The sequence below is a fragment of the Gluconobacter roseus NBRC 3990 genome (assembly GCF_006538885.1).
Lineage (GTDB): Bacteria > Pseudomonadota > Alphaproteobacteria > Acetobacterales > Acetobacteraceae > Gluconobacter > Gluconobacter roseus.
In genome coordinates, this window is record NZ_BJLY01000004.1 from 254,714 (window position 1) to 280,140 (window position 25,427).

18 protein-coding genes are annotated in these 25,427 nt (G+C 62.1%); 7 read left to right on the forward strand and 11 right to left on the reverse strand.

Translation table 11 applies throughout. The annotated features are described in order from the left end of the window. Positions 1-48: 48 nt before the first annotated feature. The 4 genes from GRO01_RS11230 to GRO01_RS11245 are packed head-to-tail and all read right to left on the reverse strand — an operon-like array spanning position 49 to position 9,451. Entirely contained in the window at positions 49-1,593 is a 1,545-nt protein-coding gene (locus tag GRO01_RS11230) for an efflux transporter outer membrane subunit (RefSeq protein WP_062509641.1), read from the reverse strand. Further along, positions 1,593-4,871: an efflux RND transporter permease subunit gene (locus GRO01_RS11235; protein WP_062509640.1), complete on the reverse strand. Its 3,279-nt coding sequence runs from the start codon at positions 4,869-4,871 to the stop codon at positions 1,593-1,595. Before GRO01_RS11235 ends, GRO01_RS11230 begins: the two co-directional genes overlap by 1 nt. Then, the gene (locus GRO01_RS11240; protein ID WP_062509639.1) at positions 4,868-8,068 is read right to left on the reverse strand and encodes an efflux RND transporter permease subunit; all 3,201 of its coding nucleotides are present in this window, start codon (positions 8,066-8,068) and stop codon (positions 4,868-4,870) included. Before GRO01_RS11240 ends, GRO01_RS11235 begins: the two co-directional genes overlap by 4 nt. A gap of 39 nt (positions 8,069-8,107) precedes the next feature. Next, positions 8,108-9,451, reverse strand: coding sequence for an efflux RND transporter periplasmic adaptor subunit (locus GRO01_RS11245; RefSeq protein ID WP_062509637.1), 1,344 nt, complete (start codon positions 9,449-9,451; stop codon positions 8,108-8,110). A 281-nt stretch (positions 9,452-9,732) separates the two neighbouring features. Between GRO01_RS11245 and GRO01_RS11250 the strand changes: the two genes are divergently transcribed. From GRO01_RS11250 to GRO01_RS11265, 4 genes are all read left to right on the forward strand, one after another. Beyond that, positions 9,733-10,023 carry a CsbD family protein gene (locus tag GRO01_RS11250; protein ID WP_141307015.1) on the forward strand — a complete coding sequence of 97 codons (291 nt, stop codon included), beginning with the start codon at positions 9,733-9,735 and terminating at the stop codon, positions 10,021-10,023. A gap of 78 nt (positions 10,024-10,101) precedes the next feature. After that, positions 10,102-10,740 (forward strand): DUF4339 domain-containing protein, encoded by a 639-nt coding sequence (locus GRO01_RS11255; RefSeq protein ID WP_062509633.1) that lies wholly within the window; start codon positions 10,102-10,104, stop codon positions 10,738-10,740. A 147-nt stretch (positions 10,741-10,887) separates the two neighbouring features. Beyond that, positions 10,888-11,511 (forward strand): ribonuclease HII, encoded by a 624-nt coding sequence (locus tag GRO01_RS11260; protein ID WP_062509631.1) that lies wholly within the window; start codon positions 10,888-10,890, stop codon positions 11,509-11,511. Then, entirely contained in the window at positions 11,508-12,593 is a 1,086-nt protein-coding gene (locus tag GRO01_RS11265) for a site-specific DNA-methyltransferase (RefSeq protein WP_062509629.1), read from the forward strand. The genes GRO01_RS11260 and GRO01_RS11265 overlap by 4 nt, the downstream gene beginning before the upstream one ends. 72 nt (positions 12,594-12,665) lie before the next feature. Here the strand turns inward: GRO01_RS11265 and GRO01_RS11270 are convergent, their stop codons facing one another. From GRO01_RS11270 to GRO01_RS11290, 5 genes are all read right to left on the reverse strand, one after another. Continuing rightward, on the reverse strand, positions 12,666-13,283 hold the full coding sequence (locus GRO01_RS11270) for an ankyrin repeat domain-containing protein (protein WP_062509627.1): 618 nt from the start codon (positions 13,281-13,283) through the stop codon (positions 12,666-12,668). Positions 13,284-13,360: 77 nt separating this feature from the next. Further along, the gene (locus tag GRO01_RS11275; protein ID WP_062509625.1) at positions 13,361-15,400 is read right to left on the reverse strand and encodes a hypothetical protein; all 2,040 of its coding nucleotides are present in this window, start codon (positions 15,398-15,400) and stop codon (positions 13,361-13,363) included. Next, positions 15,397-18,132 carry a DUF4159 domain-containing protein gene (locus GRO01_RS11280; RefSeq protein WP_062509623.1) on the reverse strand — a complete coding sequence of 912 codons (2,736 nt, stop codon included), beginning with the start codon at positions 18,130-18,132 and terminating at the stop codon, positions 15,397-15,399. Before GRO01_RS11280 ends, GRO01_RS11275 begins: the two co-directional genes overlap by 4 nt. Then, entirely contained in the window at positions 18,129-19,055 is a 927-nt protein-coding gene (locus GRO01_RS11285) for a DUF58 domain-containing protein (RefSeq protein ID WP_062509621.1), read from the reverse strand. The genes GRO01_RS11280 and GRO01_RS11285 overlap by 4 nt, the downstream gene beginning before the upstream one ends. Positions 19,056-19,060: 5 nt before the next feature. After that, positions 19,061-20,089, reverse strand: a complete 1,029-nt coding sequence (locus tag GRO01_RS11290; RefSeq protein WP_062509619.1) for an AAA family ATPase — start codon at positions 20,087-20,089, stop codon at positions 19,061-19,063. A gap of 155 nt (positions 20,090-20,244) precedes the next feature. Here GRO01_RS11290 and GRO01_RS11295 point away from each other — a divergent pair, with 155 nt between their 5' ends. From GRO01_RS11295 to GRO01_RS11305, 3 genes are read left to right on the forward strand one after another with little or no spacing between them, the layout of a single operon-like run. Beyond that, positions 20,245-20,781 (forward strand): DUF1285 domain-containing protein, encoded by a 537-nt coding sequence (locus GRO01_RS11295; RefSeq protein ID WP_062509831.1) that lies wholly within the window; start codon positions 20,245-20,247, stop codon positions 20,779-20,781. Further along, a complete protein-coding gene (locus tag GRO01_RS11300) occupies positions 20,778-21,968 on the forward strand; it encodes a CCA tRNA nucleotidyltransferase (RefSeq protein WP_062509617.1) in 1,191 nt (396 codons plus the stop codon). Before GRO01_RS11295 ends, GRO01_RS11300 begins: the two co-directional genes overlap by 4 nt. A gap of 45 nt (positions 21,969-22,013) precedes the next feature. Then, positions 22,014-23,768 carry an ABC transporter ATP-binding protein gene (locus GRO01_RS11305; RefSeq protein WP_062509614.1) on the forward strand — a complete coding sequence of 585 codons (1,755 nt, stop codon included), beginning with the start codon at positions 22,014-22,016 and terminating at the stop codon, positions 23,766-23,768. On the opposite strand, the gene GRO01_RS11310 is transcribed toward GRO01_RS11305, so the two are convergent. After that, positions 23,726-24,238 (reverse strand): RNA pyrophosphohydrolase, encoded by a 513-nt coding sequence (locus tag GRO01_RS11310; RefSeq protein WP_062509612.1) that lies wholly within the window; start codon positions 24,236-24,238, stop codon positions 23,726-23,728. The genes GRO01_RS11305 and GRO01_RS11310 overlap by 43 nt on opposite strands. Next, positions 24,235-25,404 (reverse strand): divergent polysaccharide deacetylase family protein, encoded by a 1,170-nt coding sequence (locus tag GRO01_RS11315; RefSeq protein WP_062509610.1) that lies wholly within the window; start codon positions 25,402-25,404, stop codon positions 24,235-24,237. Before GRO01_RS11315 ends, GRO01_RS11310 begins: the two co-directional genes overlap by 4 nt. Positions 25,405-25,427: the final 23 nt, after the last annotated feature.

A 25,427-nucleotide genomic window follows, 5' to 3' on the forward strand; every position in this document is an offset into this window, starting at 1 on the left:
GCTGATGTGAAAAGGGCGGGTGCCAATGGCCCCGCCCTTTTTTGTTGTTCAGTTCCCGTTCTTGTCCCTCTGGATGAAAGAGGGCAGGAAGGGGTTGTCCGTCTGAAGCGAGCCCTTGCTGGGAAGCTGCTGGGTGGTCCATCCGCCGCCCAGATCCGTGATGAGCTTGACCTCGGCCAGGAACTGCTGCTGGCGTACGCTGAGCTGCGTTTCCTGATACTGCAGGGCGTTCTGTTCGGCAGTGATGACCGTCGTGTAGATCTGGGTGCCGGCAAGATACTCGTTCATCGAGACCTGAACTGCTTCCTCTGCGGATTTCACGGCCGCGTTCTGCAGGGCCAGCTGCTGATCGAGATAATGCAGGCCCGACATCTGGTCTTCGGTATCCTGAAGCGCAGCCAGAACGGTCTGGCGGTAGGTGGCAACGGCATTATCGTAGTCTGCTTCGGCGCTGCGGACGGCTGCGGAACGTGATCCGCCCTCGAAGATTGTTTCCGTTGCCGCGGCACCAAGGCTCCAGGTCCGCGTTGCTGTCTGGATCAGCTGCTGAAGCGGATTGCCGCTGTAGCCGTAGGACGCGGAAAGCGTGACCTGCGGGAAGAAAGCGCCAATCTCGTACCCGATTTCTGCATTGTAGGATTCCATGTTGCGCTCGGCCTGCGCCACGTCCGGCCGGCGTTCCAGCAGCATGGAGGGAACGGCAGCAGGTGCAGCAGGAATTGTCGCGGGAAGGGGCGACGGCGCCAGCGTCAGTTCGGCAGGGGCCCGTCCCGTCAGAACTGCAATGGCATGTTCATACTCTGCGCGCGCGATATGGGCATTGGCCAGATTCGCCTGAGTGGATTGTAACAGGTAACGCGCCTGCAGAACGCTGGTCGGATCGGCCACGCCAGCTTCAAGCTGGTTCTGAAGAATTTCGAGGTTATGGTGGTACAGATCCACATTGCGGGCATAGAGCGCAATCAGACTGTCCTGATAGCGCAGCTCAAAATAGTCCTGGGCCAGCTGAAGCTGATAGGACAGGCGCATATTCGCAACCAGCGCTGCGTCGGCCTGCGTCGCCGCGACCTGTTCCTGCACCTGACGGCGGATCATGCCCCAGACATCCACGGTCCAGCTTGCCGATGGTCCGGTGGTCCATGTGTTGGACGTGTAAGACTGGCTGGACGTGTAGGTGAAGCCGCCACTCGTATTCTGGGCGCTACTGCCCTGCGCATAACGGTTGAAGCTGAACTTGCCGCTCAGGGTCGGGAAGAGCTGGGCGCGGATCGAGTCAATTGTCGCGGCAGCCTTGCGATACTGCGCCTCGTATTCCTTCAGGCTCTGGTTGGACTTGGCGACACGTTCTTCAAGATCGTTCAGAACGGGGTCGTTGAAGACCGTCCACCAGTCGCCTTTTGGCATTTTTGCAAGATCCGGGGCGGCCATCTGCCAGCCCGGCGGTGGCGGGGCTTCCTTGAATTTCGCAGAGATGATGGCCTTCGGGCGATGATAATTCGGCCCGACCATGCCGCCGATGCAGCCGCTCAGGAAAGGCAGGGTTGCTGCCCCCAGCAGGGCATTGCGCAGGGTAGACTTACGGAGGGCGGTCATCAGGACTGTGTTTCCCGGGATGAAAGATGAAAGAAGGAGGCGAGATGGGCCCGCAGACGGCCCATGGCGCGCCCGAACCGGTCGAGATACAGGAAAATGACGGGGGTGCTGTAGAGCGTCAGAAGCTGGCTGACCACGAGACCGCCAAGAATGGCGATGCCCAGCGGACGCCGGAGCTCACAGCCGTAACCGTTGCCGATGATTAGTGGTACGGCGCCGAAAGCCGCGGCCAGCGATGTCATCAGAATTGGACGGAAACGCAGATGGCTGGCCTGACGGATGGCATCCATGGCGGACATCCCCTCGCGCTGTGCCACCAGGGCGAAGTCGATCAGCATGATGGCGTTTTTCTTGACGATGCCAATGAGCAGAATGACGCCAATCATCGCCATCAGCGAGAATTCTTCCCCGCAGATCTGAAGCGCAAGAATAGCACCCACGCCTGCGGAAGGCAGGGTCGAGAGGATCGTCAGGGGATGGATCAGGCTCTCATACAGAATGCCGAGAACAATATAGACCGCGGCCAGAGCGGCGAGGATCAGCAGGATCTCGCTGCTGGCCGATTGCTGGAAGGCGGCCGCATTGCCGGCAAATCCGCCATGAATGTCCGAGGGTACATGAAGCTTGACCATGGCTGACTGAACGGCATCGACGGCCGGCCCAAGCGAGACGCCCGGCGCCAGATTGAAGGAAATGGTCGTAGCGACGAACTGTCCCTGATGGCTGACCGTCAGCGCCGTATTCGTGTTGCGCTGTCGTGAGACAACGGAGAGTGGAACCATCGTGGCAGCGCTCGTCGCGACAGCCGAACCACTCGAAGCCGACTTGCCGCCCGCGAGCGCGTTTGCGACCGAGTTCTGGTAGGAGATTTCGCTCTGGGACAGGGTGGTCGCCGTCGTCGCGGCTTTGACGCGGATGTTGTTGGAGGCTGTTCCGCCTGCCGCTGTCCCGCCCGAGATGCTGACCCACATCTGCTCCAGCATCGACGGGTCCTGCCAGTAGCGCGGAGCGGCTTCCATGACGACGCGGTACTGGTTGAGATTGCCGTAGATGATGGATGCGGCGCGCTGGCCGAAGGCATCATAGAGCGTGTTGGAAATCAGCTGCGGCGTGACGGAATAGCGCGCTTCCGTATCGCGATTGATGGCGATGTTGATGCCCTGTCCGCCCTGTTCCACGTTCGAGGTCACGTCCATGAGCTGCGGCAGTTTCGAGAGCGCGGCCACGATCTTGGGCGTCCATTCGAACAGATCTTCGGCAGATGCGCCTTCCAGCGAATACTGGTAGGCGCCATCGCCGGAGCGCGCGCCCGTCCGCACGCTGCCCGGTGCCATCAGGCGCAACTGGGCGCCGGGGGTATGGGAGAACTTGCGGGTCAGGCGCTGGATGGTCGTGGCGAGATCGTCTGTCCGTTCGGATTTGGGTTTGAGGGCCACGAAGACATTGGCAGAGTTTGCCGAACGTCCGCCCACCCCACCCATGACGCCGACGACATCGCGGTCGGATGCGATCACCTTCATGGCCTTGACCACGATTTTCTGCAGCGCCTGAAAGGAGATCGACTGGTCGGCAACTATGCGGCCCATGATCTGTCCGGTGTCCTCGGACGGGAAAAACCCCTTGGGCATTTTCACGAACAGTACGCCCGCGAGCACCAGCGTGGCAGGCAGGGACAGTGCGATCAGGAACTGATGACCCAGCGCCCAGTCCAGCGATCTGCCATAGCCTGCCGTGGTGGCGTTGATCATGCGCTCGCAGAACCGGCCGATTTTTTTCCAGAAGCCGGGCCCGTTATCGTCCGAATGGGTCAGGAGCTGGGCGCTGATCATGGGCGTCAGCGTCAGGGACAGGACCAGGGAGATGCAGAGCGTGATGACCATGGTCATCGCGAACTCGTGGAACAGACGACCGGCGATCCCACCCATGAGCATGATTGGCGCGAAAACGACGATCAGCGAGACGGTGATTGAGATGACGGTAAAGGCCACCTCGGTCGTGCCCTTGATGGCGGCTTCCTGCCGCCCGTAGCCTATCTCCATATAGCGGGCGATGTTTTCCAGCACCACGATGGCATCATCGACCACGAAGCCTGTCGAAATCGTCAGGGCCATCAGCGACATATTGTCGAGCTGGTACCCCATCAGCGACATGACGCCGAACGTGCCGATGATCGAGACCGGCACCACGATTGCGGGCACCATGATCGCCGACAGGCTGCGCAGGAACAGCAGAACCACCGCCACCACGAGGACGACCGCGATGATGAGCGTCTGTTTCGTATCGTCCAGCGAGGCGCGGATCGTCTTGGAACGGTCGATCAGGATCGAGATATTCGTGTTGCCGGGCAGGGCGGACTGCAGCACGGGCAGGCGGGTGCGGATCCCGTCGATCGTCTTGATGACATTGGCGCCACCCTGCGTGAACACGGTGCAGATGATGGCGGCCTGGCCATTCAGATAGCCGGCCTGCCGCAGATCCTCGACGCCATCATTGACCTCCGCAACATCCGTAAGACGGACGGGCTGGCTGTCGCGATAGGCGATGATCAGGTCGCGGTATTCCTCCGCTTTCGTAGCCTGATCATTGGTGGACAGCATCATGCGCGCGCCGTTGGCATCCACAAAGCCCTTGGGCGTATGCGCATTGGCGGACGCCAGGGCAGCGCGGAGATCCTCAAACCCGATCCCGTAGCGGAACAGCCGCAGCGGATTGATCTCGACCCGCACAGCTGGCAGCGAGGCGCCACGGATGTCCACGTCACCCACGCCCTCGATCTGGCTGAGCTGCGGGATGAGGATGTTGCTGGCGAAATCGTAGAGTTCCTGCGGCGTCCGGGTGCTGGATGTCAGCGTCAGCGCAAGAACGGGCGGGCCGTTCGAGTTCGCCTTCATATAGGTCGGGTTGCTGCGCAGGGTCGTGGGCAGATCCTGCCGCGCGCCCTGCAGCGCTGCCTCCACGTCACGCGCCGCGCCGTTGATGTCCCGCGATAGATCGAACTGCAGCGTGATACGCGTCTGGTTGACCGTGGATTCCGACGTCATCTCGGTCACGCCGGAAATCGCGCCCAGATGCCGCTCCAGCGGGCCGGCGATCGTACTCGCGATTTCGGACGGAGAGCCGCCGGGCTGGTTTGCGGTCACCATGATGACCGGGAAATCCACGTTCGGCAGATCGGCGACCGGAAGGGCAAAATACCCCATGATGCCGCCGATCACGAGCGCCACGGCCATCAGCGTCGTGCCAACGGGCCTCAGAACGAAGAGGCGGACCAGATTCACGGAGCGCCTGTCTGGGGGTTGGAGGGCTGGTTCGGTGACGGCGGACTGCTGCGGCGATGACGTTTGATGAAGGCACGGCTCCGGGTACCAAGCTCATCCATGAACAGATAGATGACCGGCGTGGTGAACAGGGTCAGCAACTGCGACATCATCAGACCGAAGACGATGGCCACACCCAGCGGACGGCGCAGTTCGGAGCCAACGCCCGTGCCAAGCAGCAGGGGCAGGGCGCCGAACAGGGCCGCCAGAGTGGTCATCAGGATCGGACGGAAACGGAGCATGGCCGCGCGCTTGATGGATTCAAGGGGCGTATGGCCTTCCAGACGTTCGGCTTCGAGCGCGAAGTCGATCATCATGATGGCGTTTTTCTTCACGATGCCGATCAGCAACACGATGCCGATGATGCCCATGATGTCGAGATCCATCCCGAACAGATAGAGCCCGATCAGCGCACCGATGGCGGCCGAAGGCAGGGTGGAGAGGATCGTGATCGGATGGACGTAGCTCTCATAGAGAATGCCCAGCACGATATAGACCGCAATCACGGCCGCCATGACCAGCCAGACCTCGTTGGACAGCGACGAGCGGAAGGCCGCAGCCGTGCCCTGGAAGGCGGTCTGGAACTCGGGCGGCAGGCCGATCTGCTTTTCCACGCGCTCGATAGCGTTGGTCGCGGTCCCCAGCGAATAGCCATTGGCCACGTTGAACGAGACGGTCGTGGCCGGGAACTGTCCGTAATGGCTGATCAGCAGCGGGGAGAGCGCGTGCGTGATCGTCGTCACCTGTGACAGCGGCACGAGGCCGGAGGTCGGCTGGCGCGTCGGACCCGACGTGCTGCCACCGGCTTCAGACGAGATGCCCGGCAGGTAAAGCTGGCTCAGGGACGTTAGATCGGTCTGGAGCTTCGGATCGGCTTCCAGAATGACACGGTACTGGTTGGATTGCGTGTAGATCGTGGTGATCTGGCGCTGGCCGTAGCTGTCATACAGAAGATTGTCGATCGTCTGCGGCGTGATGGAGTACCGCGCGCCGGTCGGGCGGTCGAGCGAGAGCTGGGCAACCAGTCCCTCGGCCTGAAGATCGGACGTCACATCCGTCAGGGACGGCTCCTTGCGCAGCGCATCCACGAATTTCGGCACCCAGGTCTTGAAGGTGTCGTAATCCGGGTTTTCCAGCATGAACTGGTACTGCGTGGCGGAGATCGAGGAATCCAGCGACAGATCCTGGATCGGCTGGACATAGAGTTCGGCGCCGATCACCTGCTGCCCGACGGAAGAAAGGCGGCGCAGGATCGTCTGAAGGTCGCTCGTCCGCTGTTCACGCGGCTTGAGGTTAATCAGGAAGCGGCCGACATTCAGCGTCATGTTCTGGCCGTCGATGCCGACGAAGGACGAGATGCTGGCGACGTCCGGGTCCCTGAGGATCACGTCTCCAAGGGCTGCCTGACGCTCCTTCATGCCTTCAAACGAAATGGCCTGCGACATCACGGAGATGCCCTGGATGACGCCGGTGTCCTGTGTCGGGAAGAAGCCCTTGGGAATGGTCCAGGCCAGCACACCGGTGAGTACGATCGTCCCCAGCGTGACGAGCAGGGTCGTGACACGGAAGCGCAGCACCACGTCGAGCCAACGGCCATAGCCTGCGATCAGCGCATTGATGCCGCGTTCGGTGCTGTTGGACAGGCGGCTCCAGAGCGTGTTCTTCGTGGACGGCGCATGCGTATCGGACAGCAGACGCGCGCACATCATCGGCACCAGCGTCAGGGCGACGACGGCGGAAATGATGATGGTGATGGAGAGCGTCATTGCGAATTCATGGAAGAGACGTCCAACGACATCCTTCATGAACAGCAGCGGGATCAGCACGGCGATCAGCGAGACCGTCAGCGAGATGATGGTGAAACCGATTTCGCCCGCGCCCTTGAGTGCTGCGGTATAGCGATCCTCGCCAGCCTCGACGTAACGGGCGATGTTCTCGATCACCACGATGGCATCATCGACGACGAAGCCGGTCGCGATGGTCAGGGACATCAGCGAGAGATTGTCGAGCGAGAAGCCCAGCAAATACATCGCCGCCAGCGTGCCAATCAGCGACAGCGGAACGGAGAGGCTGGGAATGATCGTCGCCGGAACATTCCGCAGGAACACGAAGATCACGCCCACGACCAGCAGCATGGCCAGCGCGAGTTCGTATTCCACGTCATTGACCGAGGCGCGGATGGTCGTGGTCCGGTCAGTCAGAGGCGTGACGTCAATGCCGGGCGGCAGGTCGAGCTTGAGCTGCGGCAGGACGCGCAGCACGTTGTCTACGACACCGATGACATTTGCGCCGGGCTGGCGCTGCACGTTCAGGATCAGCGCCGGCGTGCGGTTGGCCCAGGCGGCGAGCTGTGCGTTTTCCGCACCTTCGACGACGGTTGCGATGTCGCGCACGCGGATCGGACCGTTGTTCTGATACGCGATCACCTGGTTCATGAGCTGTTCGACAGACTGGATCTGGCCGTCGATGCGCAGGGAGGTGGAGCGTTTGGGACCGTCGAACGTACCGGTCGGCGAATTGACGTTCACCGTGCTGATGATGGTGCGCAGCGTATCAATCGCGATACCGTACGAGGTCAGCTTCGGGATATTGACCTGGATCCGGTACGCCTTGCGGTTGCCGCCCGACAGGGTGACGAGGCCGACGCCGGAAATCTGGCTGATCTTCTGCTCAAGGCGCGTGTTGACGTAGTCCTCGACTTCTGGAAGCGGCAGCGTCTTGGACGTGATGCCAAGCGTCAGAACAGGCGTGTCAGCCGGATTGACCTTCGCATAGATCGGGGGCGCGGGCAGATCGCTGGGGAGCAGGGAGGTGGCGTTGTTGATCGCCGCCTGGACTTCCTGCTCGGCCACGTCCATCGACATGTCGAGCCCGAAGCGCAGGGTCACGACCGAGGCACCGCCCGAAGACTGGGACGTCATCTGGTCCAGCCCGGCCATCTGGCCAAGCTGGGTTTCCAGAGGCGCTGTGACGGACGTGCTCATCACGTCCGGGCCGGCGCCTGGATAGAAGGTCGAGACCGTGATCGTCGGATATTCGACCTGCGGCAGGGCTGACACGGCCAGGAAGTGATAACCGAGCAGGCCGCTCAGCAGGATGGCGAACATCAGAAGGCTGGTGGCAACCGGGCGCTCGATGAACAGGCGGGACGGATTCACGGTCTTGCTGTTCCCTAATCTTGCTGTTCTGGTCGGCGATCAGTGATTGCCGGTATCGGCGGGCGAGGACGGGTCGTTCTGCTGCTGCGATGCGTCGGAGCTCTGCTGTCCGTTGCGGTGACGGCGGTGCTGGCCAGCCGTCTGCTGCTCGGCTTCCGTATTCTGCTTCGCTGTCGAAGACGTATCGGGGATTGAAACCTTCTGACCCGGACGCAGATGGCTGACGCCGTCGGTGACGACGCGGTCGCCTTCGCTCAGACCCTTCTGGATCACGGCATTCGTGCTATCGGTCGTGCCCACGGTGACGGGTACGGTTTCCACGGTCATGTCGGACTTGACGCGATAGACAAAGCGCCCGTCCGGACCGGTCTGCAGGGCGTTGCCGGGAATGAGCAGCGCGTTGTGCAGCGTTGTGACCAGAAGATGCGGATTGACGAACTGGTTCGGGAAGAGGTGCTCGTCCTCATTCGCGAAAATGCCACGCATCCGGACCGTTCCGGTTGAAGTATCAATCTGGCTGTCCAGCGCCTTGACGGTGCCAGTAGCGAGTTTCTGGGTATTGTCGCTGTTCCAGGCCTCCACCGTCAGTTCGCCGGCTTCACGCAGATGGGTTGCGACTTCGCCAAGCTGGTTCTGCGGGACCGTGAAGATCACGGAAATCGGCTGCATCTGCGTCAGGACCGTCAGACCGCCGGACTGGCCAGCGGTGACATAGTTGCCAACGTCGAGCGCACGGATACCGACACGGCCTTCGACCGGAGCGATGATGTGGCAGTACATCACGTTCAGTTCGGCATTGCGGACATTGGCGCGGTCGAACTCGACCTGGCCTTCAAGCTGCTGCACCGTGAATTCCTGGTCACGCGCGGTCATGGCCGAGGTCGAGTTCTGCTTGATCAGGCGCTGGTAACGGGCATTGTCCACGCGGGCCTTTTCAAGCTGCGCGATATCGGCGGCGAGCGTGCCGCGATACTGGGCGAGCGTGGCCTCATAGGGGCGCGGATCGATCAGCTCGAGCTCGTCTCCCTTATGAACGTGCTGGCCTTCCTGATAATAGACAGCGGCGATATGGCCGTTGACGCGCGGCGTGATCGTTACGTTGGTGACAGGAACGACCGTACCGATTTCCTGAAAAATGACGGGCATGTCGCCGGTATGGGCTGTGGCGACGGCGACGGGCTGGACGCTGCCATCGGCTGCTGCACCATGACCGTGCTTGTGTGTTGTCCCGTGGGGGCGGAAGATCGCGAACAGGATCAGAAGAGCGACCAGAAGAACAACGGCCCACAGGATCCAGCGACGGCGGGACCGTACGCGGGGCGGGGCGGACTGGGTGGTGCTGTTCGTAAGGCGGTCGCTGGAGCCGGCCGTCTGCTGATCCATAGTCGTTCTGTCTTTCCCGTATACCAGAGCGCGGAGCTCTCAGGCGGCAATGCTGTATGTTTCCACACTTATAAGGCAGGAGATCCGGTGCTGCCATGACGGGACCTTAAATCCTGTTCAGTTTTGATGGTGAAAATCAAAATGAGCACAAATGATACACTATGTTACCGATTTGCGGGGCTTGTCTCTTTTCCGCTCAAGGATCATATCGGACAGGAACCGGATGCTCCCGTTGCGCGTTGGAATGCGGACACAGGTTTATCCGGACAAAGGAGAACAAAATGGCTGATACAACTGAAACGAAGGCTGAAGGCCTCCTGGATGACGTCAAGGGCAAGGTCAAGGACGGCGTTGGCGGTCTGACCGGCGATGCCAAAATGCAGGCCGAAGGCAAGTTCGACCAGCTTTCCGGCATGGCACAGCAGGATTTTGCCGATCTGTGCGACGAAGGCGAGACCAAGCTCGAAGCCGCTACGGCATTCGTTCAGGACCGTCCGCTGATTTCGCTGGTGATCGCCACGGTTGTGGGCATGATTGTCGGTGGACTGATGTTCGGCCGCAAAAGCTCCTGAAGGAGCCACAGGCCTTTCGACCATTGCAGGGTCTTTGTGCTAGAAGCCTTCCGGAGCAATCCGGGAGGCTTTTTTTGCATGGAATGGTTTTACGAGAATAACGGGCAGCAGGTTGGTCCCGTTTCCCGTGAAGAAATCCTGCGTCTGATCATGCAGCAGCGCATCAAGCCCGAAACGCTGGTCTGGACGTCGGAGTTCGGCGAGGCCTGGCGTCCGGCCAGTGCTGCCGGGCTCGTTTCTCCGCTGACGGGCCTGCTGCGCCTGTCCACGGGCATCTCGGAACACTGGGCCTGGGTCCTGCTTGTCGGGCCGTGGCTGATCCAGCGTCTGGCGCTGCTGATCCTAGACTGGCGTCAGGTTCCTGACAGCGAGCGAATGGGGACATTCTCCATTATCGGGATCATGTCGCTGGTGCTGTTTTTCACGGCCTTCACGCTCGACCGCAACTCCATCCGCGAAAACGGCCAGACGCCACCGGGCTTCTGGTGGTGGCTGTTCCTGCCGGGATATTTCTGGAGACGGCGTCAGATCGTCGGGCGGGGGCTATCGCTGCTGCTGGTCAGTCTGGTGCTGCTGGCAGCCAATGTGACCGAGAAGATCTACCAGTTGCCGCAGATGGAAGCTGAACTCCAGCACCGTCAGGAGCAGACGCACCAGTCCGTGCCGTCGCAGCCGCCAGCCTCATCCGGACAGGACGACCAGCAGGAAGAACTCTGAGCCCGACTGACAAGAGTCTTTCGAACCACACTTGACATACTAAACTGAAGAACAATGCATTTTTAGGCTTCCCTTTCGAGTCGCCATGATTCAAAACCGATTCGGTCACCTGATTTCGCGGTGATCTGTCGGGGAGAATGTTCAGAAATGCCGGATTACGCCCTGGAAGCTGCCCATGGGGGGCTGGTCGTCGGGATCGACGAAGTCGGGCGTGGTCCTCTGGCAGGGCCGGTTGTGGCGTCTGCCGTCGCATTTATGGCCCCTCCGTCAGATCACCTGTGTTCCCTGCTGGATGATTCCAAGAAACTGACGGCCCGTCGCCGGATGCTGGCTTATGACGCCCTGATGGCGGATGAGCAGGCACTGATTGGCATCGGTGCTGCGTCTGTCGCGGAAATCGAGCAGATCAATATTGCCCAGGCCTGTTATCTGGCCATGCGGCGCGCGCTGTCCCGGCTCGGCCGGACACCTGATCTGGCGCTTGTGGACGGCAAACATGCCCCGAAGCTGCCATGCCCCATCAAAATGGTGATCGGTGGAGACGGGATCAGCCTGTCCATTGCCGCAGCCTCCATCATCGCAAAAGTGACGCGGGACCGCCTGATGGCGCGTCTGGCCGTGCGGCATGATGCCTATGGGTGGGAGCGCAACGCCGGTTACGGCACGGCGGCGCATCTGCTGGGACTGAAGCTCCGGGGGGTGACACCCCATCACAGGCGCGGGTTCGCGCCTATACGAAACATGATTGAAGCAGAGGCACACGCAGTATGAGCGGTGAATTTCCCGTCGACCAGATCCTGCGTGGAGAGTGCATCGAAACGATGAAGACGCTTCCCGATGGGAGCGTGGACTGCATTTTCGCCGATCCTCCATACAACCTTCAGCTGCGCGGTGAGCTGCGTCGTCCGGACGAAACCGTCGTGGATGGTGTGGACGATGATTGGGACAAGTTCGCGGATTACGCGACCTACGATAATTTTACGCGCGAATGGCTGCGCGAAGCGCGCCGCATCCTGCACAAGGACGGCACGATCTGGGTCATCGGATCGTACCACAACGTTTTTCGGCTGGGTGCGATCATGCAGGATCTGGGTTTCTGGATCCTAAACGACATCGTCTGGCGCAAGTCCAACCCGATGCCGAATTTCCGCGGACGTCGCTTTACCAACGCGCATGAAACACTGATCTGGGCAGCGCGCGGTCCGCAGAGCAAGTACCGGTTCAACTATCAGGCCATGAAGGCTCTGAACGACGATCTTCAGATGCGTTCGGACTGGTATCTGCCGCTCTGCACGGGCAATGAGCGCCTGAAGAACGAACATGGTCTGAAACTGCATCCGACGCAGAAGCCGGAAAGCCTGCTGCATCGCGTGCTGGTGGCCTCGACCAATGCCAATGACGTCGTGCTGGACCCGTTCTGTGGAAGCGGTACGACCCCGGCGATGGCCAAGCGTCTGGGCCGGCATTACATCGCGATCGAACGGCATCCGGATTACGTCAAGGCAGCACGGGAGCGCGTGGCACGCGAGGAGCGACTGTCGTCCGAGCATCTCGCGACGACGCCTGCCAAGCGCGAAATGCCGCGTATTCCGTTCGGAAGCTTCGTCGAGACGGGAGCATTACCGGCCGGGACGCTGCTGTACGACCGGCAGAAGCGTCTCAAGGCGACGGTTACGCCTGATGGCACGCTCGTATCGGGCAACCAGCGCGGCTCCATTCACAAGCTGGGCGCAATGCTGACCAATGCACCGTCCTGCAATGGCTGGACGTTCTGGTATTTCGAGCGGGACGGTCAGTTCGTTCAGATTGACGTGCTGCGTCAGGAAAGTCAGGCGCTGCGTAACGTCGGCTGAGGCCAGGACAGAGCGGATATAAAAAAGCCGGAGACTGCTCTCCGGCTTTTTTCGTGTCTGGGTCAGAAAAATCTAGTGTCCCGCGAAGCCGAGGAAGCCGACCGAGGGATCTGCCTTGCCACCACTTGTATCGAAATGAGGTGTAGCTGCGACGAGGGAGCGCTTCGGCGTGACGGTTTTGCCGCCGATCGTCAGATGGCCGTTGCCATTTTTCATTTCGACGCCCTGATCGGAGACGCTGTTCTCGATCCTGCCGTCCGGGTTGTAGGTCCGCATCGACAGCAGCAGGAACATGATATCCTTGCGGTTCAGGTCGATGGCCATGTCCAGCGGCGTCTGATCCAGCACGTTGTGACCGCCCATGTCGGCACCGCGATTGAGTGCTTCCTTGGCGGCGTTGAGTGAGCCGCGGTTGATCGCATCGAAAAGCGCGGTCGTCGGGTTCACGTCAGCACGGGCATGACCGGCATCCTCATCCGCAGATTCTGCTCCGGGCAGGGCAGAAGGCGGCGCGGCGCGCTGGGCAGCCTTGCGGGCCTCGGCCTTCTTCTGGGCGGCTTCGGCTTCCTGTTCAGCCTCGGCGTCGTCGGCATCCTGAGCCTGGGCGTGATGCCAGGGTACGAGAATCGTCGGCGTCATTGCCAGAGCGGCAATGAGCAGCAGGCGGGGCAGGGTGGGGAGCAGTCGCATGGTGCCAATATACTGTGATCGATCGTCCTGTGCGAGTCTGCAGATGCCTCTCAGGCATGCCGGATTGTGACATTTTTTCAATGACCTTCTCGCCACCATCCGATCGCAAGGAAAATCAGGGCTGCGAGCAGCGCCGCCCAGGCCGGAACAAGGTCTTTCGTGCGCGTCTCGCCTGCGACGGCGGCGGTCGTGACGGGCAGGCCCATCCAGTCCGATCCGCTCATGGCGTTACCGGCCGGGACCTGCCGTAGATGGGGCGTCTGATCCGCAATCCATGAGACGGTTCCGCCGGAAGCTTTGGCACTGGCGCCCATGACGGTCGCGGTGGCGCGCAGATCCTGACGTTCGATCGGGTCATGGGAAACCGGGCTAGCAAAAGCAACGAGGCCGTCTTGTCGGACACTCCAGATTCCCGGCAGGGTCGCGGGCAGGCTGGCGTGCCAGACGCCTTTGGTCTGGGTTAGCGTGATAGGCTGGCGCTTTCCGTCGGGTGCGGTCACGAAGGCTTCCGGCGACACCGTCTGCCCGGCCGCATGACGCTCCACGGTGAGCTGTCCGTTCTCGATCCGGGCAGTGAGGCGGTTTTCCTCAAGGTCCGGCTCTTTCATCAGCCAGTGCGACAGGCGTCGCAGAAGTTCGGCCTGCGGTCCGCCGCCACCCTCACCGCGCGACCAGAGCCAGAGCTGATCCGACATCAACATGGCCACGCGCCCGCGATCCACCCGGTCCAGCAGAAGAAGCGGTGCGCCATCAGGACCGTGCATCAGGTCTTCGCCGTGGGACTGGTCAGGGCGAAGTGCGCGGTACCAAGGGCCCCAGTCTTCCGTCAGACCAGCGGTAACCGGATGCGTCCTGCCCAGATCGGTCAGGGCGGGGCGGAAGGCGCGGGTGACGATTCCGTCCGTGCCAACATGCGCGGGCAGCACCTGTGCGAGACTTGTGTCCTGAAGCGTGCCGTCCTGTGTAAACTCGGGTCCGGCCGTCACAAGGAGGCCGCCACCATTGCGCACGTAATCCGCGATATTGGTCAGGTATTCGTCGGGCAGGATGTTGCTGTTGCGGAACCCGTCCAGAATAATGAGGTCGAAGCTGCGGATCTTTTCCTGAAACAGCTCGCGGATAGGGAACGGAATCAGCGCCAGATCCGACAGCGGCGTGCCATCATCGGTATTGGGGGAGCGCAGGATGGTGAAGTGCACGAGATCGACGGACGGATCGGCTTTCAGCAGCCGACGCCAGACGCGCTCTCCCTGATTGGGCACGCCTGAGACCAGCAGCACACGCAGCCGGTCCCGGACGCCACGGATGCGCACGACTTCACTGTTGTTCTCGGTAGACGCTTCCCCGGCCAGAGGGGACACGGACAGCCCAACCAGCGTCTCGCCGGGATGCTGGACAGGGAGCATGATGTCCTGCGGCGTACCGGTCTGGATGGGGCGTGTCTGCGGTGGGGCTTCGCCGGAGCGGATGGTGAGGATGGCGTCCGAAGCGCTCGGAGCGCCCAGATCGTCCACCTGAACGCGGATCGTGGCGTTCTGCCCGACGATCGCATAAGGCGGTGTGCTCAGGATGCGCAGGCGCCGGTCCTGTTCCTCGCCATGCGCCGTCAGCAGAAGATGCAGCGGAAGCGTCTGGCCGTTTGACCCATGGAAGCGGGGCGGCAGATGGGGCGGAACGTCATGATCCATACCATCCGTCACGACGATGGCGCCCGCGAAACGGCCCTGCGGCAGATCGGCGTGGTCCAGCGCCTCGAACAGGCGCGTTCCGTGACCGGTCCCGCCCGGCACATCGACGCGATGCAGGGTCAGGCCCGGAAGATGGGCCGCGTCCTGCATGATCTGTTCGGCGGCATGGTCAGCGATGGCAGTCCGGTGGCCAACCTGCATGGAGGCCGAGCGGTCCACGACCAGAAGAGCATCCTGCGGCACAGGACGCAGCACCGGATGCAGCGAACGCGGTCCGGACAGCCAGCCCAGCAGGGCCAGCACAGCCAGCGTCCGCCAGAGCATGCCGCGCGCGCCACGGATAGCACCGTAGACTGCGCCCACAACGGTCAGGATTGTCAGTGTCGTCAGAAGCCAGACCGGCAGCATGGGAGAAAGATCGAACATCATGGTGCGTCCTCCTCGTCAACGCTGTCCGGGCTGGTTGCGGCGGCTCCATTGTCGGGTGTGCCGAGGCGGCGGAGCATTTCCGGGTACTGGGCCTGATCGTTCTTGTAGTTTCCGGTCAGGGCGTACAGCACCATGTTCATGCCGAAACGATAGGCCTGCGTGCGCTGGTCCTCGCCACCTGGGATAACGGCGAAGGGATGGTTGCCCGAACCATCCACGGCCCAGGCATGCGCCCAGTCGCCATTGCCGATGATGACCGGGCTGACATCATCATTCGCCTCATCGCCATTACGCGCGACATAGACCGGCTGTCCGGCAACGCGGCCGGGAAAGCCGCTGTGCAGCAGATAGAAGGTGTGGGCCAGAACATGCTTTTCCGTCAGCTTGGCGAGGGGCGGCACGACGAGGCCGTCGGTGACGCGCTGCAACGCGGCCCGGGCGGCGGAACTGGTTCCGGAATCCGTATCGGTTCCTGCGCCCTGTTCATCGATCAGCAGGATGCCACCATGATCCATGAACGCATTGAGGGCTTTCGTGCGCTCGGGGTCGGGCTGGGCGTCGGGTGTGACCGGCCAGTACAGGAGCGGATAGAACGCCAGATCGTCCTTGCCCGGAACGACGCCATCCGGATGGCCGAGCGTTGCGGAACTGCGTGCAGTCGTGAAGTCGGAGAGGCCCTGAAGCCCCTCGCGGGAGACAGTGTCGATATCGTCATGGCCGGTGATGACATAGGCCAGCCGTGTATCGAGCGCGGCCTGTGGCACTGTGGTCGGCAGGGGCGGCATCTGCGTCGGGCTCTGGGCATGGGCCACGGGCAGGATCAGCAGACAGGCCACGCCCAGAGCCCCCAGCAGACCACGCCGACGCAGGGACAGGATCAGGTCCAGAAGCAGAAGCAGCAGACCCGCTGTCATCAGCGCAGGGCCAAGCGGACGGTCCGCATGGGCGCCATCCGGTAAAATCCGGGTCCCAAGCAGGGCTTCTTCCTTCATTGCGGGCGCGGAGTCGGAAAGGTTCAGGGCATGCGTTCCATGGGCCGGACCATAAAGTCCGGCGGGATGAGTGACGGAGACAGGCGTATGCGCCAGATCCGAGACGCGGATGGAGCGCGCGGCTTGGGGCGGCATGATGAGCCCGCCGTCACTTCCGACAATCCGCCACGGTGCAAGCTCCGAAGGTCCACCGCCCGCGACACCGGCCGAACGCTCGATCAGGCGCTCCAGCATGTCGGGGAACAGCCCGGACAACGGCACATTGGACCAGTCCGGCGAGGCCGTGACATGGAACAGGACGATCTCGCCATTCCCTTCTGCCCGTGCGGTCACGAGAGGTGTTCCGTCACTCAGAGCCGCCCAGACATGATCCGTGAGGCCCGTTTCAGGCTTGGCCAGAACCTGCCGGGAGACGGTGACATCGGGCGGGATCGTCAGGTCGGAAAACGGCGAGGTCTCGGGGAAGGGCGCCAGCGTCTGCGGCTTGCCCCAGGACATGGGACCGCCGAGCTGACGCATGCCGCTCATGAGATGGACGGGCAGAAGCGCGTCTGACGTGGCGTCGGACGCAGCGCCCTGATCGGCGGCGAGGCCGGGACCGGCAAAGCGGACGAGCATGCCGCCATGACGAACCCAGTTCAGGACACGGCTGCGCGTCTGATCGCCGGAAAGTGCGCCATCAGTCGCAATCAGGACAGACAGGGGCGCACTCAGCATGGCCGTCGCATCCCCACTATGCAGATCCGAAATTGGCTGCAAGGCGCGGTTCAGGAAGAACGCCGAACCGACGAGCGGTGTGGCATCGCCGGGCGTCTGGAGGATGCCGACGGGGCGGCGATGATCGGCCTGTCCCATCAGATGCACGGCAGCCGGACCGGTCGCACCTTCCAGCGTCAGATGATCAAGCTGGTTCCGCAGGAGGGGCGGGAGCGAAATGGTCTGATCCTGTCCGGTTCTGACGGGATAAGCGGCGAGCGTTCCACCATTGGCATTGGCGGCATGGAGCGTCACGGTCCGCGTGGGGCAGGACAGCGTGTCCACTCTGGCATGAAGGGCACCGTCCTGACCGGTGGATGCCGCAAGGCGCAGAATGTCGCAGCCATTCCAGCGCATGTCCTGCACCGAACGGGCCTTTGCGAGCGCGTCATGCAGGGCAGTGTCTCCGTTTGCTGCCAGTCCGTCCGAAAGGACCATCACGCGCTGGCCGGACAGGTCCCGGTGCTGGAGCAGGGACGCCAGGGCCTGACGGTCCGTCGGCCAGGGCTGAGGCCGTAGGCGGGAGAGATGTTCGGACAGGGCGTGCGCATCATGCGTCGTGAACGCTTCGGGCATCGCACCATCGGGAGCGCGCACTGCATGCAGAAGCGTCACGTCCTGACCATTGCGGATCGCAGTTTCGCCAAGGGCCAGAGCCGCGGAAACCCGTTCGTTCCAGTGCGGAATGGCCGCCCAGCCATCATCGAGCACGAGCGTGAGCGGTCCGTTGCCGGTTTCTGCCTGATGCGGTGTCAGGACAGGCCGGGCCAGTCCAAAAATAACGAGAGCCACGGCGGCCATGCGCAGAAGCAGGAGCCAGAGCGGAGAGCGGGCCGCATCCTCACGCCGCGCTGTCAGCCGGTTCAGGATGAGCAGGGACGGAAAGCGCTGATCCTGCGGGGCGGGCGGCGTGGCGCGGACCAGCCACCACAAGGCGGGCAGCGTGAGGAGGCCGAGCAGCAGGAACGGGGCGAGAAGGATCATCGGCCGCCTCCCAATGCCATGTGAAGCGCCAGCAAGGCCGGAAGCGGGCTCTGCGACGTGTCATGCAGAATGCACTCGGCATGGAGCGAGGCCGCACTCTGCTTCAGCGCTGCCAGATGGGCATTCATGGCCTGTTCGTAGGCAGGGCCAAGACTTTCCATGGCCGGAAGCGTCAGAACGCCGCCTTCAAGGCCTTCGAACCGGATTCGTCCGGAGCGTTTCAATTCCCGTTCCGCAGGATCGAGAACGCAGAGGAGATGGGTACGCACGGGGCGGCTGGCGCAGGTCTTGAGAAATGTGTCGATCCGGTCTTCGTCCCACAGGAAATCGCTGATCACGACCAGATCGGACCGGGTGGAAACAAGCGCCATGCGGGGAAACTCTGGTTCGTCCGCATCGGGACGCAGAAGGGAAGCGGCTAGCCGCGGCAGGACCTGCCGACCAGCGAGCGCACGTCCCGCCTCGATCCCGGTCAGCAACCCGGCGCGCTCGCCGCCCCGCAGGGATGCGGAAGCCAGCGCCAGCGTGCAGAGCTGGGCCCGCTCGGCCTTGGTGGGCAGGGCATCGGACGAGCGCCACTGCATGGAGGGCGACGGGTCACACCACAGCATCAGCGACTGGGCGTTTTCCCGCTCGCGCTCGCGGACCCAGAATGTGTCTTCGACCGGAGAGCGGGCAGACTGCCGCCAGTCGATGGACGTCGCGGGCTCGCCGGCGTGATAAGGACGGAACTGCCAGAAATCCTCACCCGCGCCCGAACGCCTGCGGCCGTGAACGCCGCTTTGCAGGCTCGCGGCAATCTTTTCGGCTTCAAGAACAAGTGCGGGCAGGGCCAGACTTTCCGCCTGCACGGTCGGAGCACTGGAAGCGGCGCCCCGGTTGCGGCGGAAGAGACTGCGCAGGGTATCGGACGGACTTTTCACGGCGATCAGAGGAGGGCCTGTGCCTGCTTGCGGATCAGGGCTTCACGATCTGTCCCTGAGGCGCGGGCACCAAAGCCCAACCCGATACGATGGGACAGAACCGGGCTTGCAAGGGCCACGACGTCATCCAGGCTCGGCGCCAGACGGCCGTCGAGCAGAGCGCGGGCGCGGGTTGCAATCATCAGGGCCTGTGCCGCACGGGGGCCGGGACCGTAGGACACTGCTTCCCGCACGTCCTGCGGAGAGGACGGATCTTCCGGACGCAGGGAGCGGGTCAGGGTCAGGATTGCGTCAACGACCTGATCGCCAACCGGTAGGCGGCGAACGAGGTTCTGGGCCGCGAGAAGACTTTCGGCATTCATTAGTGCCGTGGCGGTCGGTGTCGTGGCGCCTGTGGTCTGCAGCAGCATCTGACGTTCCGCATCCCGTCCCGGAAATCCGAGGCTGATCTGAAGCATGAAACGGTCAAGCTGGGCTTCAGGGAGCGGATAGGTGCCTTCCTGCTCGATCGGGTTTTGGGTGGCGAGAATGTGGAACGGGCGCGGAAGAGCATAGTCCTTGCCACCCTGCGTGACACGGCGCTCCGCCATGGCCTGCAACAGTGCGGACTGGGTACGCGGGCTGGCACGGTTGATTTCATCGGCCAGAACGAGCTGACCGAAAATCGGGCCAGGCAGGAAGCGGAAGGCGCGTCGCCCGTCTGCATCCTGATCGAGGATTTCCGCGCCCGTGATGTCCGACGGCATCAGGTCAGGCGTGAACTGGATGCGCGTGGCGTCCAGACCCAGCACGCGCGACGCCGTATTGACCAGAAGCGTCTTGCCCAGACCGGGCGCGCCCATCAGAAGCGCGTGACCACCGGACAGGATCGTGACAAGCACCTGTTCAATGACGCTGTCCTGGCCGAGAACAATCCCGCCGATGGCCTGACGCACATGACGAAGAACCGGGGCCAGACGGTCGGCTTCAGCCACGTCCGCCTCGCCCTGCAGGGTGCCGGCGAAAACGCCGGAAGAATATTGCTGCTCGCTCATGCTGCCAGTCTGACAGGTGTGGGGGTTTCATCAAGGCTCGATTGCACCCAAGTTGGTGTGAGAAGAGAGTTTTTATGCAGTTGGAGGGAAAATTGAGCGATCATGAGTTCCGGCAGGCGGCCCGTCCTGACGTCTCCCTGTCTCCAGATCCCCTGATGCCCCCGTCTTCCTTTCCCGGAACACCCGGTACAGGCCCGCGGCTGCTGCCTTTTCTCATTCAGCGCGATGGTACATGGCTCTACCGGGGCTCTGCGATCAAACGCAAAGCCATGCTGTGCATGTTTTCTTCGATGCTGACCCGTGATCCCGAAGGGACGTACTGGCTGAAAACGCCGATGGAGCAGGGCATCATCCAGGTCGAGGATGCGCCGTTTGTGGCGGTCGAGCTGGATTTCCGCGGAACCTGTGGCCGTCAGCAGAACCTGTGCTTCCGTACGAATATGGATGAACTGATCTGCGTCGGGCCCGAGCATCCGCTGTCCTGTGACTGGGATCGTCCGTCCGATGACTGTGCCAGCGTACCTTACGTCCATGTCCGTGACGGCGAGGGGGCCTTTCCCATCCTCGCGCGGGTCACGCGTGCGGTCCATTACGAACTCGCCGCCCTTGCCGTTCCCGGACATGTGAAAGGGCAGCCCTGTCTGGGCGTCTGGAGTCAGGACTGCTTTTTCCCGCTCTCGCGCCCTGCATGATGCAGAATGCAGGCCTGTTGGAGCGCCTCCCGGACCGGTCCGGTCTGGAGCGGATCTGGAATATTCTGCCTGCTGCCCGGCTTGTCGGCGGTTCGGTTCGTGATCTTCTTGCGGATGTCACCGTCCACGATCTGGACCTTGCGACTCCGGAGCCACCCGAAGATGTGCTGCGCCATCTTGAGGATGCCGGGATCCGCGTCATTCCGACCGGACTGTCCCACGGGACGGTTACGGCAGTGCTGGACGGCGTGCCTTACGAAATCACGACCCTGCGCCGCGATGAAGAAACCGACGGACGCCATGCGGTCGTCGCCTGGACGCGAGACTGGGCGGAAGATGCGGCCCGACGGGATTTCACGATCAATGCCATGTCGCTGGACCGGCATGACGGACTCCACGACTATTTTGGCGGCCGGGAAGATCTGGCGAACCGGCATGTCCGGTTCGTCGGAGAAGCGTCCCGCCGGATCGAAGAAGATGCGCTGAGAGCGCTGCGTTTTTTCCGGTTCGATGCGCGATATGGGAACGGTGCTCCGGACAAAGCGGCGTGCGAAGCCGTCTCGAAACAGCTTGAATTGATCCGCACACTCTCGGCCGAACGGATCGCATCCGAACTCCTGCGGATTCTGGCAGGTCCCCGTCTCATGGAGACGATCACGGCAATGTCGCGTGTTGGCCTGCTTCAGACCGTTCTGCCGTCTCCGGACACCGCTTCTCTGTTGCGTCTGCTAAACTGTGATGCGCCATGCAATCCGTTGCTGCGCCTGTTTGCGCTCTGCCGCGAAAGAAGCAGCGAACTGGCCGGACGTCTGAAGCTCTCCAATGCGGACGGTGCAAAGATTGAAGCTTGGGCCTCCGACAGTCCGGCGCTGCATCCGGACGCATCAGATGATGATCTGCGGCGCCTGCGTGTGCTGCAGCCTCTGGATTGCCTCATGGAACGGAGCTGGCTTGAACAGGCCCGGCGTGTCGGCGCGGCTGACCCTGACTGGGACAGGTTCCGGGAGAGCCTTCAGGCCATGCCGCAACCGGAGTTTCCCCTGTCAGGCAAGGATGCCATTGCCCAGGGTGTTCAGCCGGGACCGGGAATGGGGGCATGGCTGAAGACCGGGCGGAACTGGTGGATGGCGAAGGGATGCCTGCCAGACCGGGCCGCCTGTCTGGCCTATTTGGCCGCACACAGGTGAGGCTGCGGTTTCGTCCTTTTCGCAAGGCCTGCTAAACCCCCGGATATGACGAAAACGACAGCTCTTGATACGGACAGCCGCGTCCTGATGAAACGCATCTGGCGCGAGGAAATGCGCCAGCATGTCGGACGGATCATATCCGTGGTTATCCTGACGGTTCTGATGGCCGGGCTGACCGCGCTTTACCCTGCGGTCATCAAACGCGCCGTGGACATGTTTGCCGCGCATGATTCCCGGATTCTGTATCAGGTGCCGGCGCTGGTCGTGATTGTCACAGGGCTTAAAGCCGCCTCGCAGTACGGACAGACGATTGCCGTGCAAGGGCTGGTTCTTGCCGTGATCCGTGGCCTGCAGTCCCGCATGTTTGCGCATTCGCTGCAGGCCGACGTCTCGACCATCGAGAAGGAAGCCCCGGCCAAATGGGCGGCGCGCTTCACAACGGATGCCATTTCGATCCGTGAAGCCATGATCCGGGTGGTCAATGCGCTCGGGGATGCGGTGACGGTGGTGGGACTGGTCATTTCCATGATCGTAACCGACTGGGAACTGAGTCTGATTGCGCTCGTGCTTTATCCGGTTGCGGCAGTCCCTATCCAGAAGCTGGGCAAGAAAGTACGCCGGGCGTCGGGCGGCATGCAGGAACAGATCGGTGAGACATCCGCCCTGCTGAACGAGAGCTTTGCCCTGGCCCGTCAGGTCCGTATCTATCGTATGGAAGACCGGGAAAGCACGCGGGTCGATCAGTCTCTGGATCTGCTGCATTCGGCATTCCTGCGGATTGCAAAAGGCCGTGCGCGCGTCGATCCGGTTCTTGAAGTTCTGGGCGGAGCAGCTGTGGCGGCCGTGCTGGGTTTTGCGGGCTGGCGGGCGGCGCAAGGTGGCGCGACGCTCGGAGATTTCACCGCCTTCATTGCAGCTCTTCTGACGGCATCGCGGCCAATCCGGGCGCTTGGCTCGCTCAATACGGCTCTTCAGGAGGGGCTGGCTGGCCTGTCGCGCGTCTTTGCCGTGATCGACGAACCTCCGGCAGTGATGGAACGGTCCGGCGCGATATCGCTACCATCCGGAAAAGGCCATCTGGCCTTCCAGCAGGTCAGCTACCGTTATGACGACGGACGGGTTGGTCTGAAAAACCTGACATTCGAGGTCCAGCCAGGAAAAACAGTGGCGCTTGTCGGCCCCAGCGGCGCAGGCAAGTCCACAGCGCTTTCCCTGATCCCGCGCCTGCATGATGTGATCGAAGGCAGCATCTGTCTGGAAGGTGTGGATCTGCGGGATCTGACACTGTCATCCCTGCGCGACGCCATTGCGTATGTCAGTCAGGATACGACCTTGTTTGACATGTCCCTGATCGAGAATATCTGGATCGGGCGGCCGTCTGCATCGCGGATTGAAGTCGAGAAGGCCTGCGCCATGGCCGCAGTCGATTTCCTCGATAATCTCCCGGCAGGTCTGGAAACACGGGTAGGGCCGGGCGGTCGTCGTCTCTCGGGCGGACAGCGCCAGCGCGTGGCACTTGCGCGTGCCCTGCTGCGCAATCCGCGAATTCTGCTTCTGGATGAGGCAACCAGTGCGCTGGATTCTGAAAGCGAGGCCCGTGTGCAGAAGGCACTGGCCAATCTGCGCTCAGGCCGGACAACCGTGATCGTGGCACACCGGCTTTCAACCGTGCAGGCAGCCGATCTTATCGTTGTGATGGATCATGGTGCCGTCGCCGAGGCAGGCACTCATGCGGAACTTCTCAGAAAGAACGGTCTTTATGCGCGGCTGGTGCGGACCCAGTCTTTGGCAGCGGCCTGAAACAGGGTCGTCAGTTCCGGAATCAGCGCTGCATAAAGATCTTTCTTGAAGCCCAGATTGCGCTCCAGCAGCACTGTCGGCTCAACCCATTCCCAGGTGTCGAATTCCGCCGGATCATGAAGGTCCAGACGGATATCGGAATCCTGACCTTCATAGCCCATCACGAACCATTTCTGTGTCTGCCCCCGAAAGCGGCCACCAAGAGCTTTTCCCATCAGAGCCTGCGGCAGATCATAGGAAAGCCAGTCTTCGCGCTCTGCCAGAATACAGGCGTTCCGCGTTCCGATTTCCTCTTCCATTTCCCGCAGTGCAGCGACTTCTGGTGTCTCACCGTCATCAATACCGCCCTGCGGACACTGCCATACATCACCCGGAAGATCCGTCCGGCGGGCGATGAACAGTTTGCCATCGTGGTTAAAGAGGGCAATGCCCACATTCGGGCGATAGGGCAGGGTCTGGGGATCGATCACAGAGGGGCTCCCTGGCTGGAGGATGAAAGATTGGCCGCCTGATCATTGCTGATGCCGCTATCCGCAAAGGCCGAAGGAGGCACCAGCACAAAACGGGCTGCCGCAGGTCCCTTGAGCCAGTTCGCCAGCCGGTCAATCATGACCGGCGTGACCGGTCCGACCATCAGCAGGATTTTTGCGGGTTTTCCATCCTGAGGCAGCAGGGCCGCGAGCCTGTTATCCAGAGTGGTGGCGTCCGTATCCCCATCAATCCAGGCCGTTGCCGTCATGCCGCGCGTCCGGCGTCCATCCTGTGCTGAACCGGCCAGATACAGCAGGCCCTTACTGCTGATGATATTGGCGATCGGTGAAAAATCCGGAGAGGTCGCATAGCCACCGCCGGGCTGATCATCCCCGTTTTCGGACGCATCTGTCAGGCCTTCCGCACCCGCCGCGCGGGACAGGCACCATTCCAGTTCGCGCTGGTCGTCAGCAGCCGAGTTTCCATATCCAAGGGCATGCGGACCTTCATCGACCCGCTCAGGATGCGCACTCTGCATCGGCAGGGTGACATAGACTTCCCGATGGCTGGCATGTGCCCGCGCAATCACGTCACTGATATTGCTAACATACGGCGACACGCCCACAGCGACAGGCGCGGGAATACGCGACAGCACGTCATAGGTCAGAGCGTCAGAATATCCGAACCCCTGCAACACGATCGCGACAGCGGTTTTATCCACTGGAAGCGCAACCGGAGCCGGGCTGACAACTGCCGGTAAATTGGGTGCGGTAGGTGACGTAACCGGCGGAAGGGACTGCTGTGCAACAGCGTTTGGATCTGCCTTGGGCACCGCCGCATCAGTCGTGGCCGGAGGTGCCGCGGTAGAAGATCCCGCCGAATGCGGGGCCTCCTGTACCGGCTGAGCCTCAACCGTTTTTACAGCCGGAGCGGTATCATTCGGAACCGGTGTAGAAGCAATTGACGACTCAGTGTGAGCGGGAACGGCAGGCCTAACTGGTGGCGTTGCTTTCGCGATGACCGCAGGTTTGCGCTGATGCAGCAGAAATGCCGTTGCGCCTGCCCCTCCCGCAAGGAGGACAGCCCAGAACGCGATCAGAAGGCGTCCGATAACAGGAAGTCGTTGCCAGAGCCCTGGTCGGCTGGAGGCGGGACGGTTCTGCACGATCCGGGATGTCCTTTTTTAGT